Source organism: Pseudoalteromonas sp. NZS127_1, assembly GCF_015864295.1.
GTDB classification, from domain to species: Bacteria; Pseudomonadota; Gammaproteobacteria; order Enterobacterales; family Alteromonadaceae; genus Pseudoalteromonas; species Pseudoalteromonas arctica.
Map to the genome: position 1 here is coordinate 119,534 of NZ_JADYXO010000003.1, position 18,182 is coordinate 137,715.

18 protein-coding genes and 1 tRNA gene are annotated in these 18,182 nt (G+C 38.9%); 13 read left to right on the forward strand and 6 right to left on the reverse strand.

Annotated features, from left to right (window positions below):
* Positions 1-81: 81 nt before the first annotated feature.
* The 4 genes from I6F50_RS04920 to I6F50_RS04935 all read left to right on the forward strand — a co-directional run bounded on the left by I6F50_RS04920 (position 82) and on the right by I6F50_RS04935 (position 4,378).
* Complete coding sequence (locus I6F50_RS04920) at positions 82-915, forward strand: mechanosensitive ion channel family protein (RefSeq protein WP_010553100.1); 834 nt, start codon at positions 82-84, stop codon at positions 913-915.
* 242 nt (positions 916-1,157) lie between these two features.
* Complete coding sequence (locus I6F50_RS04925) at positions 1,158-3,230, forward strand: catalase (RefSeq protein WP_165727642.1); 2,073 nt, start codon at positions 1,158-1,160, stop codon at positions 3,228-3,230.
* A 103-nt stretch (positions 3,231-3,333) separates the two neighbouring features.
* Positions 3,334-3,804, forward strand: a complete 471-nt coding sequence (locus I6F50_RS04930; protein WP_165741088.1) for a GFA family protein — start codon at positions 3,334-3,336, stop codon at positions 3,802-3,804.
* Between the two features lie 100 nt (positions 3,805-3,904).
* Positions 3,905-4,378: a VOC family protein gene (locus I6F50_RS04935; protein ID WP_231612975.1), complete on the forward strand. Its 474-nt coding sequence runs from the start codon at positions 3,905-3,907 to the stop codon at positions 4,376-4,378.
* A gap of 217 nt (positions 4,379-4,595) precedes the next feature.
* On the opposite strand, the gene I6F50_RS04940 is transcribed toward I6F50_RS04935, so the two are convergent.
* A tRNA-Leu gene (locus tag I6F50_RS04940) sits at positions 4,596-4,680 on the reverse strand.
* Positions 4,681-5,071: 391 nt separating this feature from the next.
* Here I6F50_RS04940 and I6F50_RS04945 point away from each other — a divergent pair.
* The 3 genes from I6F50_RS04945 (at position 5,072) to I6F50_RS04955 (ending at position 7,111) form a co-directional block, all read left to right on the forward strand.
* Entirely contained in the window at positions 5,072-6,061 is a 990-nt protein-coding gene (locus I6F50_RS04945; protein WP_165740955.1) for a fatty acid desaturase, read from the forward strand.
* A gap of 303 nt (positions 6,062-6,364) precedes the next feature.
* Positions 6,365-6,778: a GFA family protein gene (locus I6F50_RS04950; protein WP_007581502.1), complete on the forward strand. Its 414-nt coding sequence runs from the start codon at positions 6,365-6,367 to the stop codon at positions 6,776-6,778.
* A 111-nt stretch (positions 6,779-6,889) separates the two neighbouring features.
* Positions 6,890-7,111 carry a hypothetical protein gene (locus tag I6F50_RS04955; protein ID WP_165740953.1) on the forward strand — a complete coding sequence of 74 codons (222 nt, stop codon included), beginning with the start codon at positions 6,890-6,892 and terminating at the stop codon, positions 7,109-7,111.
* Here I6F50_RS04955 and I6F50_RS04960 read toward each other — a convergent pair.
* A complete protein-coding gene (locus I6F50_RS04960) occupies positions 7,100-8,296 on the reverse strand; it encodes an MFS transporter (protein WP_165740952.1) in 1,197 nt (398 codons plus the stop codon). The genes I6F50_RS04955 and I6F50_RS04960 overlap by 12 nt on opposite strands.
* A gap of 106 nt (positions 8,297-8,402) precedes the next feature.
* Here I6F50_RS04960 and I6F50_RS04965 point away from each other — a divergent pair, with 106 nt between their 5' ends.
* Positions 8,403-9,194 (forward strand): helix-turn-helix domain-containing protein, encoded by a 792-nt coding sequence (locus tag I6F50_RS04965; protein WP_197175430.1) that lies wholly within the window; start codon positions 8,403-8,405, stop codon positions 9,192-9,194.
* Positions 9,195-9,230: 36 nt separating this feature from the next.
* Here the strand turns inward: I6F50_RS04965 and I6F50_RS04970 are convergent, their stop codons facing one another.
* The 3 genes from I6F50_RS04970 to I6F50_RS04980 all read right to left on the reverse strand — a co-directional run bounded on the left by I6F50_RS04970 (position 9,231) and on the right by I6F50_RS04980 (position 12,741).
* A complete protein-coding gene (locus tag I6F50_RS04970) occupies positions 9,231-11,291 on the reverse strand; it encodes a TonB-dependent receptor (protein ID WP_197175432.1) in 2,061 nt (686 codons plus the stop codon).
* Positions 11,292-11,365: 74 nt separating this feature from the next.
* Positions 11,366-12,022, reverse strand: coding sequence for a YoaK family protein (locus I6F50_RS04975; RefSeq protein ID WP_165740949.1), 657 nt, complete (start codon positions 12,020-12,022; stop codon positions 11,366-11,368).
* Positions 12,023-12,051: 29 nt separating this feature from the next.
* Positions 12,052-12,741, reverse strand: a complete 690-nt coding sequence (locus tag I6F50_RS04980; protein ID WP_197175434.1) for an ABC transporter substrate-binding protein — start codon at positions 12,739-12,741, stop codon at positions 12,052-12,054.
* Positions 12,742-12,864: 123 nt separating this feature from the next.
* Here I6F50_RS04980 and I6F50_RS04985 point away from each other — a divergent pair, with 123 nt between their 5' ends.
* From I6F50_RS04985 to I6F50_RS05000, 4 genes are all read left to right on the forward strand, one after another.
* Positions 12,865-13,113 carry a TIGR03643 family protein gene (locus I6F50_RS04985; protein ID WP_166378022.1) on the forward strand — a complete coding sequence of 83 codons (249 nt, stop codon included), beginning with the start codon at positions 12,865-12,867 and terminating at the stop codon, positions 13,111-13,113.
* A gap of 76 nt (positions 13,114-13,189) precedes the next feature.
* Positions 13,190-13,552, forward strand: coding sequence for a hypothetical protein (locus tag I6F50_RS04990; RefSeq protein ID WP_165727633.1), 363 nt, complete (start codon positions 13,190-13,192; stop codon positions 13,550-13,552).
* 23 nt (positions 13,553-13,575) lie between these two features.
* A complete protein-coding gene (locus I6F50_RS04995) occupies positions 13,576-14,652 on the forward strand; it encodes an endonuclease/exonuclease/phosphatase family protein (protein WP_165740946.1) in 1,077 nt (358 codons plus the stop codon).
* A gap of 254 nt (positions 14,653-14,906) precedes the next feature.
* Positions 14,907-15,221: a hypothetical protein gene (locus I6F50_RS05000; protein WP_197118647.1), complete on the forward strand. Its 315-nt coding sequence runs from the start codon at positions 14,907-14,909 to the stop codon at positions 15,219-15,221.
* Between the two features lie 636 nt (positions 15,222-15,857).
* Here the strand turns inward: I6F50_RS05000 and I6F50_RS05005 are convergent.
* Positions 15,858-17,234, reverse strand: coding sequence for an NAD-dependent succinate-semialdehyde dehydrogenase (locus I6F50_RS05005; protein WP_165742193.1), 1,377 nt, complete (start codon positions 17,232-17,234; stop codon positions 15,858-15,860).
* 358 nt (positions 17,235-17,592) lie between these two features.
* On the opposite strand from I6F50_RS05005, the gene I6F50_RS05010 reads away from it, so the two are divergent.
* Positions 17,593-18,159, forward strand: coding sequence for a Crp/Fnr family transcriptional regulator (locus I6F50_RS05010; RefSeq protein ID WP_197118648.1), 567 nt, complete (start codon positions 17,593-17,595; stop codon positions 18,157-18,159).
* The last annotated feature ends 23 nt before the right edge of the window (positions 18,160-18,182 follow it).

An 18,182-nucleotide genomic window follows, 5' to 3' on the forward strand; every position in this document is an offset into this window, starting at 1 on the left:
GTACTTTAGTTAATTTTTTGTTAAACTATTGCGCTTAGTATGAATTGAAGTCAGTTAAAAGTTTTTAAAACAGGAAAAAAAATGGAAGATATAATAAACAACATTGATATTAATCAATATTTACCCGCTGCAATTACGTGGGCAACCAACATATTACTAGCGATTGCAATCTTACTTGCGGGCTTATGGCTGGCAGGCAAAGTACGCAATTTAATTATTGGCTTATGCCATAAATACACTCATCTTGATGATACGCTTTTTCGCTTTTTAGGCAGTATGGCTCGCTACATCATATTAGCGTTCGTTATTATTGCTGTGTTAAATCGCTTTGGTGTACAAACGGCCTCTATTATTGCTTTGCTAGGTGCTGCGGGACTTGCTATAGGCTTGGCGTTACAAGGTGCAATGTCGAACCTTGCCGCAGGCGTTATGCTACTTGTTTTCAGACCTTATAAAGTGAATGACTTTATTGAGGCCGCAGGGCGTTTTGGTAAAGTAACAGAAGTAGATATGTTTACTACTATTTTACAAACGTTCGATAACCAACAGGTTATTATTCCAAATAGTCAAATTTGGGGCGCGCAAATTATAAACCATTCACATCATCCAATTCGTGGTGTGGATATGCATTTTGGTGTTGCTTACGGTGAAGATACAACGGCTGTACGTAAAGTTATAGATGCCGTACTTGCAGCGCACCCACACATACTAAAAGATCCAGCTCCTTTTGTTGAAGTAGAAACTCTTAACAACAGCTCAGTAGACTTTTTAGTAAGACCTTTTTGTAAGGGCGAGCATTACTTCGATATTCTTTACACGGTGCCAGAGTTAATTAAAAAAGCACTGGATGAAAACAACATCGAAATACCTTTCCCACATCGTAAAGTTATTTTAGTTAACGAAAGCAAAGATTAACTAAATTTAAAACGATTTAAACCTAAGGGCACTTTTAAGTGCTCTTTTTTTGTGTGAAAAAGTTACATACCTGTGTAACCTTTTCTTTTATAAACCACTTCAAATACTACATTGTTATCTGTACAGCCCTTTTTTACTAGGTTGGATGGCTGGTCTTTATTTTGCATTTGCATAGTCGCTTTTAGCTTTAAAGCTCATAAAAACTATTGACCCATTAAATCAAACTGTATGAAGGACTAAACATGGCTGAATCATTTAAATACTCAGGTAATAAAGGGCATGGCGGTGAATTGCATCAAAAAGCGTCGGATGAACACCCTACCATGACCACCGCGCAGGGCTGCCCTGTAAGTGACGATCAAAACTCATTACGTGCAGGAAAGCGTGGCCCAGGATTATTAGAAGATCACATAATGCGCGAGAAGATCTTTCACTTTGATCACGAACGCATTCCTGAGCGAGTAGTGCATGCACGAGGTTACGGGGCACATGGGTACTTTGAAAATTACGACACGCTTGAAGATTTAACCTGTGCAGATATTTTTCAGCGAAAAGGTGAAAAAACCCCAGTATTTACTCGTTTCTCTACAGTTGCAGGTAATAAAGGGTCTCCAGATTTAGCACGTGATGTACGTGGTTTTGCGGTAAAATTTTATACCCAAGAAGGAAACTGGGATTTAGTGGGAAACAATATACCGGTTTTCTTTATTCAAGATGCGATGAAGTTTCCAGACTTAGTTCATTCAGCTAAAGCCGAGCCCGACCGAGGTTTTCCGCAAGCGCAAACAGCACATGATAACTTTTGGGATTTTGTGAGCTTATCGCCTGAGTCAATGCACATGGTTATGTGGGCAATGTCTGATAGAGCTATTCCGCGCTCTTTACGCTTTATGGAAGGTTTTGGTGTTCATACCTTTAAATTTATTAATGCCAAAGGTGAAGAGAAATTTGTTAAATTTCATTGGAAACCAAAAGGCGGCATGCAATCTGTAGTATGGAACGAAGCACTTAAGCTAAATGGCGCAGACCCTGATTTTCATCGCAGAGATATGTGGGAATCTATTGGTAATGGCGACTTCCCTGAGTGGGAGCTAGGTGTACAGGTGTTTGATCAGCAATTTGCTGATGAATTTGAATTTGATGTATTCGATGCCACTAAGCTTATACCTGAAGAGCAAGTACCAGTGCAAATTGTTGGCCGTATGGTGCTTGACCGTGTTGTAGACAACTTTTTTGCAGAAACAGAGCAAGTAGCATTTTGTACTCAAAACATTGTACCGGGGCTCGACTTTACACCCGACCCGCTACTGCAAGGTCGTAACTTTTCATACTTAGATACTCAAACTAAGCGTTTAGGTGGTCCTAACTTTACGCATATTCCGGTCAATGCGCCTAAATGTCCAATGCGTCATTTTCAGCAAGATGGCCACATGGCAATGCACAATCCAAAAGGGCGTGTTAATTATGAGCCAAACTCATGGAGCGGCGACGAAAACAACCCGCGCGAATGCCCAGTACATGGCTTTAAAAGCTCAAAGGAACCTGAAGTAAGCGGCGGTGATAAACTGCGTTATCGCTCAGAAACATTCAGCGATCATTACAGTCAAGCCCGTCAATTTTATTTAAGTCAAACAGAGGTAGAGCAGGCGCATATTCAATCTGCGTACGTGTTTGAGCTGTCTAAAGTTGAGCATTTACCAATACGAGAACGTTTGGTATCGCACTTGTTAAATATTGACGAAACCCTCTCAGATAAAGTTGCCGAAGGACTTGGCTTGCAAGAAATGCCAGACCCAGCTGAAGCTGCTATGCCAACACGTAAAGACTTACCTGTATCTGATGCGTTAAGTATTTTGAAAAATGCGCCCAACACCTTCAAAGGCCGTAAATTAGGTATTTTAGTAAGTGATGGCTTTAATGCAGACATCTTTGAATCGGTTACCAATGCACTTAAAAGTGAAGGCGCAAACTCTGAAATTATTGCCCCACAAGTTGGCGGTGCTAAATGCAGTAAAGGTAAGCACTTTAAAGCTGATCAGGTTATTAATGGTGGTCCATCGGTTTTATACGATGCGGTACTTGTACTCACCACTGAAGAGGGAGCCGAAAAACTAGCTGCTATTGCAGAAGCTAAAGACTTTGTAAGTGATGCGTATGCACATATGAAATACATAGGCTACACACAAGAGGCTAAGCCTTTATTTAAAGCCGCAGGGCTCGATGACAAAGCAGATGATGGTTGGATTGATTTAGAGGCACACTCTGCCGATAAATTTATAAATACATTACGTAATTTAAGATATTGGAAACGTTAGTAAGCTCAATAATTAAAAAACCACAGCATGTAATTGTTGTGGTTTTTTTTAAGCTCACCTAGTTAAGGTATTAGTTCAAGCCAACAATAAAATTGGATATATTATGAAGCTTAATGGCGCTTGTCACTGTGGCAAAGTGGTATTTACGGTCAACTCAAAACACCCTTATCCTTATAATTTATGCTATTGCTCTGTATGTCGTAAAACCGCAGGGAGCGGCGGGTTTGTTATTAATTTGAACGCACAATACAGCACGCTTGAGGTTACAGGGCGTGAACACATAACTATTTATCATGCAAAAATAGGCGATAAAATCAGCCCTGCAGAGCGTCATTTTTGTAAGCATTGTAGTGCTAACTTGTGGTTATACGATGCACGTTGGCCTGAGCAAGTTCACCCCTTTGCTGGTGCAATAGATAGTGAGTTACCCATACCGCCAGAGCGCACTCATTTAATGCTTGGTAGTAAAGCAAATTGGGTAAATGCGCCCATTAATGAAGGTGACAAGCAATTTGAAGAATACCCTGATGAAAGTATTGCTGCTTGGCATAAGCGTTTAAACCTCGAAAAGTAACGCAATTTTTTGTATGAGCTAAGCTTAAATTTAGGGGCAATTAAACGCATATTTAGTTTATTAAATATTAAAAATCACCGCGTAAGTAAAGGAGAATATTATGGCAGTCCCAGCAATACCAAAAGGGTTTCATTCAGTTACACCATATTTAATTATGAATGACGCACAAAAAGCGATAGATTTTTATTGTGATGCATTTAGTGCTGAACACGTAATGCAAATGCCTTTACCTGATGGTGGAATAGCCCATGCAGAAATAATAATTGGTGATTCGCATATTATGCTTTCAGATAATGGTTCTGAAGAGCATTTAAAAAGCCCAAAAGAACTCGGTGGTACAGCGCTAAGCCTTATGCTTTATGTTGAAGATATTGATACCGTATTTAAAAAAGCAATTGAGCTTGGTGCAACACTAATAAGACCCGTACATGATCAGTTTTATGGTGATAGGACCGGCACACTACAAGACCCATTTGGTCATATATGGATCATTGGTACACACAAAGAAGATGTTAGTGACGAAGAGTTAAATAATCGTATTGGGAATATAACAAATCAAGAGCAAGACGCATAACTAGCATGCTAATTAGATTTATGTACCTTCCTAATTACGTTGACGGCTTTAATGAAAGGCTTGTAGCTTTTGCTTCAACTCATCTAGGTTTTATCTTGTTATCGAAACCGTTTTCTGCCTAAACGTAGCTCACTTAGTAAAGCGAATTAGTATTAATTACTAGTTAAATTTTAGGCATAAAAAAACCTCAGCCAATAATTAGCTGAGGTTCAAAAAGTGGTACCAGCGGCCGGACTCGAACCGGCACTCCTTTCGGAAGGGGATTTTGAATCCCCCATGTCTACCAATTTCATCACGCTGGCATAATTTTTCTTTAATCTTTTAAGCATAAAAAGATAAAGAAAAACCACTTAAAATAAAAAGGATACTTATATACCTCTTATTCTGTATCCGCATTATACAAACAAAAGAGGGGGCGGCAAGCCTTTTCTTTTATTTGTATAAACAACTGGTTGATAATTAATCGTTTATAGCAAGGAGACTCCATCGGTAAATTTTTTAAGTCTTTTTGGACTGATATATAAAGCGAATATTTTGGGTTATGAGTGCTATTAAATTGTTATGCGATTGAATAAATAAGCAATTGAACTATTGATAATAGTTAATCGTATTACAAAAATTATTCCTGCTTTATGCCGATTTTGCGCTTAATTCAGGTATTATTTGTACAACAAGGTTTTTAAGACATTATATATGACTCAATTAAGTGCCAAACAGAACATTCAATCGATTGTTAAAGCAATTAAGGCAGAGGAAGCATCACTTCGTCAAAAGCACCCGTTACTTGCACATCAAAATACCTTAGGGTTAATTATTTTATTGCTATCGCTTAGCGCACTAATTGGTGTTGGTGTTTTATATTATTTAGCCATCATACCTGCTTGGGTATGCATAGTACTTGCGGCTATTGCTGCATCTATTTCCCATGAGTTAGAACACGACCTTATACATAAACAATACTTTAGTAACCAGCCATTTATGCATAATTTTATGATGCTAACAGTATGGTTAATGCGGCCAAATACTATTAGCCCGTGGTACCGACGTAAAATGCATTTACACCATCACAGAACCTCAGGCACACAACAAGACTTAGAAGAGCGCTTGGTGGGCAACGGTATTAAAAACCCATTCTTACGTGCGTTAGTTATTATGGATGGGTTATTAGGGTTAGTTATTTCTACTAAACGTTTTAGAAAAGAAATTAATGGCTTTAGTTTTTCGAGTGTTTTTAATGCGGGATTTCCGATAGCGACTGCGTATTTTGCTGTTTTATACAGCGTTATTGTATTTCATATTGTTGATTTATTTATACCACTTTCGCTAAATTCGCCTAGCTGGTTGTTAAGTACAATGAATGTGTTCGAATTTTTAATGGTTGTGCTCATTGTTCCTAATATTATTCGCTCAAGCTCGCTTAATTTTGTTACCTCAAGCATGCATTACTATGGCGGCGTTAATAACATGCTTGAGCAAACTCATGTACTAACGAGCCGTTTATTTATGCCGTTTCACTTGTTTTGTTTTAACTTTGGTAAAACGCATACCATCCATCATTTTGTGCCAAATCAGCCGTTTTATTTACGTCAAATGCTAAGTGAAAAAATACTTAAAGTAATGGCGCAACACAACGTGCGCTTTAACGATTTTGACAGCATAAAAAATGCTAACGCATTTAAATAATTACCCCCAACATAAGGGGAGGTTCTACATTGCTATTCTTATTTTATGATCTAAACACATATAAAAAATAATTTAGACGCACCACGTTACGCTATTAGCTTAACGTGGTATTGCTGTTTTATTTAAAACATCGGATCATGTTTGTAGCACTTGCTCAACGTTGAAAATCACTCTCAAAAATTAAAAATCTAACCGAATATACAAATGAACCGGCGAGCAATTTTTTATATTTTAAAAATAATGAATCGATACTGCCGGTCTTATATCTCGATTCAATCTTCATAAGCATTAAGGATTTAAATAATGGAAATTACTGGAAGCTGTTACTGTGGTGAAATTAAATACCAAGCAAAGTCTCAAAATAATAATGCACTTGTTTGCCATTGTAGCGATTGCCAACGTATGTCGAGCGGCCCATTTAGAGCCGTTATAATTGCAGAGCCAAATTCGGTAGTATTTACCCAAGGTGAGCCAAAAGAGTTTGTTAAAACAGCGCAAAGTGGTAACAAGCGTGCGCAAGGTTTTTGTGGTACATGTGGTACAACACTTTATGCAACTAACGAAGCTAAAACTGACCGTGTATATGGCTTGCGTATTGGTGCGGTTGATCAGCGTGAACAGTTTACGCCAACAGCACAAATTTGGGCTAAATCAACATTGAGCTGGTTGAGCGGCTTACACGAAGTACCTGCGTTTGATACAACCCCACAAAACTAGTTAGTTGGAGTTATTAGTAATACTGATCAAAAATCACTTTTTTAGTAAGCGGTTTGAAATTTATTTTACCAAATGACTGTCTACTTATAAGTCAGTCATTTGGAGAATAACATGTGTAGTTCACCTAAAAGCAGCCGAGCAGTTAAAAAAACAGCCATTAGTTTTAATGATGAGCTTACTCAAGAGCAGCGCTTGCGTTTTGCTGCAAAGGCTAATTTAGCACAAGAGCGCCGTGAACAGCGCGAAGCGACTAATAAACGCTATGAGCAAAAACACACGAGCAACAAAACTTCGTCTGGTTTATTTTCGTGGTTACAGCAACTAGTTAACTGATTTAGCTAAAGTAGTGTTTTTACCACTGCCTAAACCACATAATGCACACAGTACTCCGGCAATAGCGCACAGCCATAATGGCGCAGCCCAACTTCCTGTAGTCGTGTGTAATGCACCAGCTAGCATAGGACCAATAGCCGCGAGTAAATAACCTACGCTTTGCGACATACCTGAAAGCGATGCTGCTTGTTGCGAATCATCGGTTCGTAAACTAATAAACGACAACCCCAATATAAAACATGCTCCAGAGCAAAAACCCAGCATTAAGGTCCACACAAAGGCATAGTTAGGCATGTAAAGCAGCCCCAATGCACTAAATGCACTGAGCATAGCTAAAATAAAGCTAAGCGCGCTTTGATCTTTTAATTTTGCCAATAGGGGGATTAATATTAAACCCGGTAATGCAGTCGCAATTTGAAAAGCTCCATGATAAGCACCCGCTTGCGTAGCACTTTGGCCTGCTTCGGTTAATATGCTGGGCAACCACGTAATAATTATATAATTTAAAAAAGAGTTTAAACCCAGTAACAAGGTAATTTGCCATGCTAGTAAATAGCGCCATACACTTTTTGACGTGTCAGTGTGTTGAGCAATACTCGCGGGTTTTGTGTGCTTACTTAATTGCGAGATCCATACAATAATACTCGCCAGAGTAATAAGAGCTGATGAGCCCAGCGCAAGTTGCCATCCTAATCCGTTTAACTGACTAAGCGGAAATACCAAAGTGGAAAACCCACCCGATACCACGCCCATAGTAAGCACGTAGGCTGAGGTCATTAACGCAACCTTTGCAGGAAAGTCGCGCTTAATTAAACTTGGTAATAATACGTTTGCGATGGCAATACCTACACCAATAATAGCGGTGCCTACAAAAAGCATGGCTGAGGTATTTATTACCCGCGCTGCAACCCCCGCAAGTATAAATAACAAAGCCACAAACAAGGTGCGCTCTAGCCCCTGCTTTTTAGCAAGAGTTGCGGCCATTGGCGATACAACCGCAAAGGCAATGAGTGGCAATGTTGTTAAAAACCCAGCTTGCGATGCGCTAAGCCCAAAGTGATTAATAATTTGTTCAAGCACAGGTGCAATACCTGTAAATGTGGCGCGTAAATTTGCGGCAATAAGTAATATGCCAAGCACAAGTAATATGCCAGCAAAGCGTGATTTAGGTGTGTTATTTAACAAAAGGGAAGACCATTAAAGCTAATACTTAATGGGCGCTAGTATAAAGGCTTAGCAAAAACTATAATTTAGAGATAATGACATTAAATAACTAAAAACAGACAAAACTATGTTTGATGCAATTGGCTGGGACGACATTAAAAATTTTGAAACTATGGCGCAGCCCATAATAGCCAAAATAGAGCACGCGCATGCAAGTCACGAAATACCACTACATACCCATCCTAAAGGGCAGTTAATTTTAGCGCTGCATGGTTATGTAACATGTGAAGTGTCGGCAAAAATGTGGATGGTGCCTACGCACAGTGCAATTTGGATCCCTGCAAAAAAGATTCACAGTAATAGGGCGTCTGATAACGCAAAGCTTTGTCATTTATTTATTGATAGTAGTAAAAACGGTATGCCGCTAAATACCTGTACGTTAGCTATTACGCCGTTAGTTAAAGAGCTAATGTGCGAGTTGTCTGCGCATAATCAGCACTATACTTTAAATAGTAAAACAGCGCGTTTAGCGCAGGTGTTATTTGATCAACTTATTGAAATGCCCGTACAGCCACTGGATTTTGTATTATCTAAAAATGAGGTAATTCAAACTATGAGCGATCAGCTTATAAACAAGCCAAACAATCGAAAAACACTACCACAATGGGCTAAGCAGTTTGCATTAACTGAGCGCACATTAGCGCGGTTAATTAAAAAAGAAACCGGTATGACATTTGGAAAGTGGCGTACGCAATTACATATAATTACAGCCCTAAAAGCGCTTTCTGATAAGCAAAGTGTGCAGCAGGTGTCGGAGTTACTAGGGTATGAGTCGGTGAGTGCATTTATTACTATGTTTAAAAAAGTGATGAAAAAGTCGCCCATGAAATACATGAGCGACTTAAATCAATTAAATTAGCTTAGCCTTTAAATCAGTTTAGCTCTTAAATAAGCATTACCACGTATAAGTTGCCGAAAGCATCGCGTTACGAGGTCTACCCGGGAAGTATCTGTCGCCGGTAAAACTGGTGTAATCGGCGCGCTCTGCATAAGCCTTATTAGTTAAATTAATAATGCGGGCAAGCACTTCAAGGTTATTAGTAACTTGCCACTGAGCGCGCAGGCTTAAAACATCATGCCCTTGGTATTTATTTAAGTTTTCTGGGTCGGTGTAGTAGTTACCAACGCGATGCCACTGCAAAGCAAATTGCGCGTTGTTTAATGCCTGCCATGTTAAATCGAGATTAGCAATATTACGCGGCGCGGTATCTATGTCGTTGCCGTTTATATTTAAACCGTTAAGTATTTGGTTGTTAGTATAAGTATGCTTTGCGTGAGTGCCTGCAAAGTTAAGCGCAAGCGACTGCGTTAGCTGGTAGTCAAGTTCAAGCTCAATACCACGATGGCGAGAGCTGCCATTATTTACCGTAAAAAAGTCACTATCGCGGTAAATCGTATTGTGTTTACTCATAGCGTAAACCGACACGCCATAACGTAGTTTTTCGTAAATCCTTTTAATACCCAGCTCTGCGTTATTGGCTATTTCGGCGCTTAAATTTGCAGTGGTTTGCTCGCGTTGTAATTGGTAGAGCTCAGCCGCTTGTGGCGCTCTGTAACCGCGAGAAAAGTTTGCATAAAGCGTGTTATTTGTATTGTACTGATAACTAACCCCAAGCTTTGGCGATAGATTACTAAAACTATTTTTTCCACTTTCAGGGCGGCTGTATCGGCAGCCACCAAAGCCGCATTCTGTTCCATCGTCTTTTGTTCTGCCTGCTAGCATATTATTGGTGTAGTCGTACTGCATATGCTCGTAGCGCACACCTGCGGTAAGTAACCACTTATTTAATTGCCAATCAATAGATGCAAAAGGGGCATAAAGCGTGGCGTTTACATCGTAATCGTAATGCTTACCTTGTGGCACTGTAGCAACTAAAAATGCAGAACCTTGAGTGGGCTCATTTTGGCTTTGAGTAAAGTCGGCTTGCGTGTATTCGCCATCAAGCCCTAGGTTTACTTTTACATTACGTTGTAAATTATGTTGATAAAGCGATTGCACACCAAAGCCGGTTTGACTGTTTTTTTCAAGCGGTGTGCCGGGTAAAAAGTGCTTAAAAAAGTCCATGCTTTGGTCGCGAAAATATAACGTAGTAGAGAGCACATCATCGTTATTTAATTGCCATGTTGCATTGCTCCATGCTCTAAATGCGCGTGCTTTTCTAAATGCGTCTGGGTCAAAGTTTTTTTGCGCGAGGTCTTCGTTTTTATAACTTTCAAAGCCTGTAATAAATCCAGCTGTTTGCTGATCGAGGTTTGTGTAAGTAAGCCCTGAAGTTAGTAGTAAATTATCATTTGAATAGCGGTGGCGAATATTTACTTTTTGTTGCTCTACGCTTTCATCATCACGGTAACCGCTGTCGTCGGTAATGCTTGCGTTAATGCCTATACCACTGTTGCCGTAATCTTGCCCTGCGCGTAATTTATAACGAGCATAACCGTATGAACCGTAATCAATGCCAACTAAGCCGCCGCCTTGTGTGGTGTCGGGCGTTATTACATTAATAACACCGTGCACAGCGTTTGAGCCATAAAGTGCAGAGCCAGGGCCTTTTAGCACTTCAATGCGCTGCGCCATTTCGCTGTGCGCCTCAAATAGCTCGTTTATATTACAAAACCCAGCGGCTCTCAGTGGTATGCCATCTTCTAGAGTCAATATGCCACCACAAGCGCCTGCGCCCGAAAGCACTTGTGAGCGAAGCGCGGGTAAATACTCCTGGCCATTTCCGCGTTGAATATTAGCACCTGCTACACGTTGTAGAGCTTCTTCAATATGGGTAGGCGCTATACTATTTAGCTGCGCTTGCGTTAGTGTGCTTATTGATAAAGGAAGTGGGGTAGATAGCGCTTCAATACGTGATGTCGTAGTTGTTATGGTTTCTATTGCATCGTTGTTTTGATTATCGGCAAACGCAGTGTGGCTAAAGGGTAATAGCAGCGGCAAAAAATAAGGTTTCATACATTCCTTGAAAGTAATCTATATTGCATTACCTCTATAATATGAGGTTTTAATGTGCTTTTAAACTCGTTGCGTTAAAGCGTACGTAACCTATAAACCCGATACGTAATTGATAAAACAAAACAAGCCACAGCAGGAAACACCAAAGTAAGCACTTGGTAGTGTTCAAATAAAATAAAGCCGATTACACCACCTAATAAAAAGCCCGCAATAATAAGTAAAAACATAACGCCTTTACGCGTATCAAATTGCTCACCTTTAAGTGCTTTTCCTATCATTAAACCAAGGTCAGTAAAAATACCCGTTAAGTGTGTGGTACGAACTACTGCGCCACTGTAATTAGTCGCTAACGCGTTTTGTAATCCACAAGCAGCAGATGCGAGCGTAATGCCATAAACATAAGATTGATTAAGTAGGTAGGCACTTGCTAACAGTAAAGCGCCTTCAATAAATAAGAGCGTGTCGTAATGCCGGCCAAGTTTTAATGAACGCCCTGCAAGTAAAAAACCAGAAAGCGCAGAGCCCAGCATAAAGCTTATTAGTATGCTCAATAACAGTAAAGCGGCTGAAGTACTGCTCATTAGTTTAATACCCAACAAAGTGACAGAGCCTGATAAGTGCGAAATAGCCTGATGTTCAAATCCTAATAAGCCAACAGCGTTAACTATGCCCGCTATAAATGCCAGTGTAAACGCGCCATATTCAACCCACTTTGGTAGTTTTGTAAACATTGGTTATCTCTTAATATGTGCAGAGTTAATTATTGAGCTTGTGCTTTAAAACGCTTTATTTGTTCATCAACTAATTTTGTATCAATTACGCCACGCTTAAAAGCAATATAAGTAGGAAATGTAAACTCATTTAATTGCCGAGCATAAATGTTTTTATATTCTTTTGAGTACCACAAACCCGCTTGATAGTTAGTTATTGCATATTCAACGCGTTTTTTTTCAAGTAGCTCAAAAGTGTCTTTAGTTGAAAGTGAACGAAGCAGATTATTCTCATCAAGGCTGTACTTTTTAGCGATAATTTCGGGAAGAATAACACCGCGTAGCATAGCTATAGCGGCTTTTGATAAATCATCAGTAAGCAAATTATCTTCATTTAAAGTAAATAAACCATACTTAGTCGTATGCAAAGGCTCGCTAGTAAAATCTAAATATTCTGTACGCTCTTTATAGTTAGCCAATGAGAAATAGCAGTCGTAATAGCCCAGCTTCATCTCTTTTTTAACACGCGCCCAAGGTAAATGAACAACGTCAATCTTGAGGTTTAAGTTTTTTTCAATAAACTTAATGTAATCAATATCTAAACCTGTAAATGTATCGGCTTTTTCATCGTAAATAGTAAAAGGCGGGTAGTGGGTTGTTACGCAGCGCAGGGTTTTACTTGGCGCTGCAAGTAATAACGAAGGTAAAGTTAAAGCTAAAAACAGGAATATTGCGCGCATAAATATAAATTCGATATCTTTTAAAGTACATAAATTGAACGCCAATTATACAGTTACTGAGCTTAATTGCATTGATCTAAGTATTTTTACCTAGCGTATAAGTTAAATTTTGTGAGAAACATCATGTTTAACCCAGAGCAACAGTCACGCATTATTGAAATGGCGTGGGAAGATAGAACCCCTTATGAGGCAATAGAGCAGCTATACGGATTAAAATACCCGCAGCTGGTGGTATTTATGCGCGAACATATTTCAAAAGGCAGTTTTAAAGTGTGGCGTAAACGCCATGCAGGGCGTAAAACAAAACACTTAAAATTACGCGATCCCGCTATTATGCGCAGCCATTGTAAAACTCAATATAAACAACGTTAAACGAGGGGTGGGTGTTTCATACGATGTTCATCCATGTTTGTTAATCTTTAGCTATTAACTACGCTAGAGATTATTTATGAGAGCAGTAATATACACAGCACTAATAGCATTGGGTTTATGTTCAATAAGCGCAGACGCAAAACCGCATAAAGATAAACATGGTCATAAACACGGCCATAAAAAGCATCATTCGCATAAACATAACGACAATGACTACCTTTCTAAAAAAGAGGCAAAGCAGTTAATTCGCGCAGGTTGGACGCCACCAGGGCTAAGTAAAAGCTACCACCGAGGCGACTTTTTAGAGCGCGATTTATATAAACGAGGTAGAGTTATTGAACGCTCTAGAGATAATGGTACAGTAAGCATTGAGATAGACCGTACAGTTATTCACATGGTGCACGACACCCGAGAAATACTTTCAATTTTAAGTCGCTAAATTAACTTTATAAGGATATTAAAATGCTCATTGCGCTGGCTATAATTATTGGCTTTTTTTTACTGGTTACCCTATTACCTATGTCGTACAGCCAGCATTACTTAGTGCGTAGCTGCGACTTTGTGCGCTTACAGGTATTTTATATTGCCAGTTTTGTAGCTGTTACTTCGCTGTTTTTATTATGGCAAAGTAGCGCAATAGGTTACGTGTTTATAGCCTTAACCTCATTACTTATAATGATTTTACAAGGTAAGTGGATTTACCCGTATACGTGGCTTGCTAAAAAAGAGGTGCAAAGTGCACCTAAGCATATTGATCATAGCATACGAATTATGTCGGCAAATGTACTTATGTCGAATCATAAAAGTGAGCAGTTAATTAGCTTGGTTAACGAGCACCAACCCGACTTACTTATCACGCTTGAAAGCGACAGCTGGTGGGAAAATAAATTATCAGTTATTAAAAAACACTATCCGTATTTTATAGAATGCCCTAAAGACAACCGCTACGGCATGCACTTATACAGTAAATTTAAAATACTCGATGCCCAAATATGTGAGTTAATAGAGGACGATATTCCTTCTATTCATATACTGTTTGAAAACGACGAGGGCCTTAAAATGCAAGGGCATTTTATTCACCCCGCACCGCCAAGCCCAACGGAGGAAGACTCATCGCGCCCACGCGACTCAGAGCTAATAATGGTGGCTAAAGCACTTAAAAACCCAACTCGCCCTACCATAGTTGCCGGTGATTTAAACGACGTAGCATGGTCGCGCAGCACGCGTTTGTTTATGCAAATAAGTGGCTTTTTAGACCCTCGAAAAGGCCGTGGTTTTTATAACACATTTCATGCAAGTTACTTCTTTATGCGCTGGCCGCTTGATCACTTATTTCACAGCGAAGGCTTTAAAGTAAAGCGTATTAAGCGTCTTGCTAAATATGGCTCTGATCACTTTGCACTACTTACTGAGCTTTCTTATGAGAATGCCAATCAGGAGTCACTAGAAGATAAACCCGAAGATCTAAAGCATGAAGAAATCCAAGAGCTAGCTATGAGCAAGGCAGATAAGCGAAAAGTGCCAAAATTTGACGAGTAAACATCAGATGTAGCGGTATTTATATAAAGTACTAAATTACTAATAGTTGAGGCCGACTTGTGTTGAATTGCGGAGTGCTGAATTATTACTGTGCTCTTTGGTTTAGACTTTATTTTTAAAATACATATTTGCTTTATTAGAAGTAGACAATGCTAAAACTCTCGAAATAAAGACTGGCAGTTAACTCTCCTTGTTTGTATTTTAAGTTATTTACAATAAGCGTTAACTTTTTAAAACTTTAGGTTTTTAATTATATGTTTGAGTATTTCAGGCTTACTTTGCTGGTTTTAGGCGCTATACCTTTGGTTGTATACCCATTTGCGATTATCCCTAGCCTTATGGGTTTAGGAAGTAAGCCTCATATTGATATTCCTTTGTTTAATAGAATCATGAATAAATTCTTTTTATGGGGCGTTTTAATATATCCCTTTGTATTTTTTGGATGCGATTGGTTTAGCGATAATTTTAAAGAATATGACCTTATATTGGCTTCTTTGCCCATGTTTTTTTTACTATTACTCTGGGGCAGTTTTCACTTTATGGATGCTCCAGCAAAGTACGAAACGTGAAAAAAGACATCAAATTTATTAAAACTAAAAATATAATTTCAGATATTTATACACCGAGCGTTCGATAACTATTTCTAATAGTAGGGCTTTGAAAAAAACGCTTTGAGTGCCTAGCTAAATATAGCACTGATCATTTTCCATTCGTCATTAAATTATCTGGTGAAAACTCCAAGTAGCAATCATTAGAAATTAAATAACCATGAGCAAGAGTTAATACTAGGACTCGCTATGAGTAAAGCGATAAGCGAAGGATGCTAATTGATTAGCTAGTTGTTCAGGCCGTAGTAAATTATTTAGCAAGGATATTAGAAAACGACTGAGCACTTGTTGGGTATGAGAGTTTACGATTAAATATAAAACTAGACCACGGTATTTATTTCACATTAAAGGCTGTTTTTTAGTTTTTAACTCCTCATATTTATATTAAAAGCACGATATAAAATCGCACCTACGAATATATCCAAAACTCGGTACTATCTCTTACTAAAAACTAAGTACTCTCTCCTGAAAATTACTTTCTAAAAGTCATAAAAAAGCCTAAAAGCGGTTACCCACTTTTAGGCTTAATAATTTTTTGATTTTAAAAGGTGTATTAAAAATATTTATTCAATACGCAACTTAACTGCTTTAGCTAAATTAGCTGGCGATCATGATGCTTTTAACATTCACAAATTCACGCATACCAAAGCCGCCGTGCTCTCGGCCATAGCCACTGCCTTTAACACCACCAAACGGTAAGTTAGGCTGTGCTAAACCGTAACCGTTAATGTTGATCATGCCGGTGTCAAAGTGCTTTTTAGCAAGCTCAATAGCTTTTTTCTCATCTTTAGAGAAAATACCACCGCCTAAACCGTAGCGAGAGTCGTTGGCGATGCGCATTGCATCGTCGTTGTCTTTCGCTTTTATTAGCGAAGCTACTGGGCCAAATAACTCATCATCGTAAGCTGGCATGCCAGGCGATAAGTTATCTAATAGCGTTGGAGGGTAGTAGTAACCTGTTTGCGATGGAATTTCGCCACCCGTTACTATGTTTGCACCGGCTTTAACCGATTGCATAACTTGGTCATGAATGCCGTCACGCAAGTCTTCACGTGCCATTGGACCTAAGTCTGTATCATCTGCCATTGGGTCGCCCATTTTCATGGCTTCAAATTGCTCTTTTATTTGCGCTTTAAAGTCATCATAAAGAGACTCAACCACTACATAACGTTTAGCTGAAACACAGGTTTCGCCGTTGTTAATCATACGGCCTGTTACACAGGTTTTAACTGCTAACTCTAAGTCTGCGTCATCAAGTACTAAGTAGGCATCGTTACTACCAAGCTCAAGTACCGTCTTTTTAGCATGCTTGCCAGCTTCTTCAGCTACTTTTTTACCTGTAGCATCACTACCTGTAAAGGTTACGCCGCTAATTGCTTTGTGTGCGATTAATGAACTTGCTGTTTTACCATCGATAAGTAAGTTGCTAAAGCAATGTTCAGGGAAGCCTGCTTGTTTAAATAAGGTGTCGATTTTTTCAGCCATGCCAAATACGTTACCCGCGTGTTTAAGTACGGTTGTGTTACCCGCCATAATATTGGCTGCACTGTAACGAATTACCTGATAAAGCGGGAAGTTCCAAGGCTGAATACCTAATAATACGCCCGTTGGTTGGTAGCTAATAATAGCGCGGCCACCTTCCATATCACGTTCTTCGTCGGCAAGTACTTGTGGGCCGTTTTCGGCGGTGTAACGACAAATAGCTGCACACAGCTCAACCTCTTGAAAGCCTTGCTCGTAAACTTTGCCCATTTCTTCGGTCATAAGTTTTGCAATAGCTTCTTTTTGCTCTTCGAAAAGTGAGGCTAACTTATTAAGATATCTCGCACGTTCAGTGAACGACGTTAAGCGCCATTTTAAATATGTTTCGTGAGATTTTTCGATTACCTGCTCAGCTTCCTTTTGAGAAAGTAGTGTGTAGGTATTAATGGTTTGCTCAGTTGCCGGATTAATCGTTTTAACTGTGTTACTCATTTCTATCTCCTTACAAATTAATTATCTATAAGGGTGCAAAACAAAAGCCAGATTAGTAGTTATCAATAAATTATTTATAACTATATGTAATATTTGAGTTTTTATTTTAACTTTTATAAAAGTATAATTTTTATTTAAAATGCTTTCTGATATGTTCTGTAAATAATGCAATTAGCAGAAAAAGTTACATAGGGATTAAAATGATACGTTTCTTCTAATCTTCACTTACTACTTATAGATTACTGATGGTTACTGCGCACGTATAAAGCTTAGTGCAGCGCTGATAATATAAGGTTGTTTACTCAATATGCTAATACGAGTGCAGCTAAAATTCGCAAATGATTAAAATGGCAAATAAATGAGTCAAACATATGTATTTGAACTGGGCGATAGTTATGCCGAGCTTACACACGTTTTAAAACAAAAGCTGGCGGGGCAATACTCAGTTAAGCAATTTTCCCGAGATACAGTGCTATTACAACAAGGCGAAACGCAGCGTTATGGTTATTTAATTATTGACGGTGTACTTGGCGCTTTGCACTCTACAATTGATGGAGGGCAAAGGTGTAAGGAGTTTTATTTTAAAGATGAATTTGCGCTATTGTTTGCTAATTGGCTTACAAACACAGAGGCTTTTTATCAGTTAAAGGTTATAAAGGCTGCCACAGTTATCATTGTCCCATTACATATATTTGATAACAGTGAATGGGTCGACATTAAAAACCAGCTTGTTGCTCAGCAGCTTATATTTAAAGAGGCAAAGGAGGCTTTTTTACTACTTAATAGTCCTGAGCAGCGTTATCGTTATTTATTACTAAAAAAGCCGCACTGGCTTGCACAGCTAAGCTTAACCGAAGTGGCTATGTATATTGGTATATCGGCTATTTCGTTATCACGAATTCGTAAACGACTTAACTTAAGTTAAGGGTAAAAATAGTAAAGCTGGTT

Bases quoted from the DNA above. Each gene is read 5' to 3' on its own strand.
- I6F50_RS04970 (WP_197175432.1), bottom strand. From the start codon at position 11,291: ATGAAACCTTATTTTTTGCCGCTGCTATTACCCTTTAGCCACACTGCG.
- I6F50_RS04985 (WP_166378022.1), top strand. From the start codon at position 12,865: ATGTTTAACCCAGAGCAACAGTCACGCATTATTGAAATGGCGTGGGAA.
- I6F50_RS05005 (WP_165742193.1), bottom strand. From the start codon at position 17,234: ATGAGTAACACAGTTAAAACGATTAATCCGGCAACTGAGCAAACCATT.
- I6F50_RS04975 (WP_165740949.1), bottom strand. From the start codon at position 12,022: ATGTTTACAAAACTACCAAAGTGGGTTGAATATGGCGCGTTTACACTG.
- I6F50_RS04935 (WP_231612975.1), top strand. From the start codon at position 3,905: ATGGCAGTCCCAGCAATACCAAAAGGGTTTCATTCAGTTACACCATAT.
- I6F50_RS05000 (WP_197118647.1), top strand. From the start codon at position 14,907: ATGTTTGAGTATTTCAGGCTTACTTTGCTGGTTTTAGGCGCTATACCT.
- I6F50_RS04965 (WP_197175430.1), top strand. From the start codon at position 8,403: ATGTTTGATGCAATTGGCTGGGACGACATTAAAAATTTTGAAACTATG.
- I6F50_RS04925 (WP_165727642.1), top strand. From the start codon at position 1,158: ATGGCTGAATCATTTAAATACTCAGGTAATAAAGGGCATGGCGGTGAA.
- I6F50_RS04995 (WP_165740946.1), top strand. From the start codon at position 13,576: ATGCTCATTGCGCTGGCTATAATTATTGGCTTTTTTTTACTGGTTACC.
- I6F50_RS04990 (WP_165727633.1), top strand. From the start codon at position 13,190: ATGAGAGCAGTAATATACACAGCACTAATAGCATTGGGTTTATGTTCA.
- I6F50_RS04945 (WP_165740955.1), top strand. From the start codon at position 5,072: ATGACTCAATTAAGTGCCAAACAGAACATTCAATCGATTGTTAAAGCA.
- I6F50_RS05010 (WP_197118648.1), top strand. From the start codon at position 17,593: ATGAGTCAAACATATGTATTTGAACTGGGCGATAGTTATGCCGAGCTT.
- I6F50_RS04980 (WP_197175434.1), bottom strand. From the start codon at position 12,741: ATGCGCGCAATATTCCTGTTTTTAGCTTTAACTTTACCTTCGTTATTA.
- I6F50_RS04950 (WP_007581502.1), top strand. From the start codon at position 6,365: ATGGAAATTACTGGAAGCTGTTACTGTGGTGAAATTAAATACCAAGCA.
- I6F50_RS04920 (WP_010553100.1), top strand. From the start codon at position 82: ATGGAAGATATAATAAACAACATTGATATTAATCAATATTTACCCGCT.
- I6F50_RS04930 (WP_165741088.1), top strand. From the start codon at position 3,334: ATGAAGCTTAATGGCGCTTGTCACTGTGGCAAAGTGGTATTTACGGTC.
- I6F50_RS04955 (WP_165740953.1), top strand. From the start codon at position 6,890: ATGTGTAGTTCACCTAAAAGCAGCCGAGCAGTTAAAAAAACAGCCATT.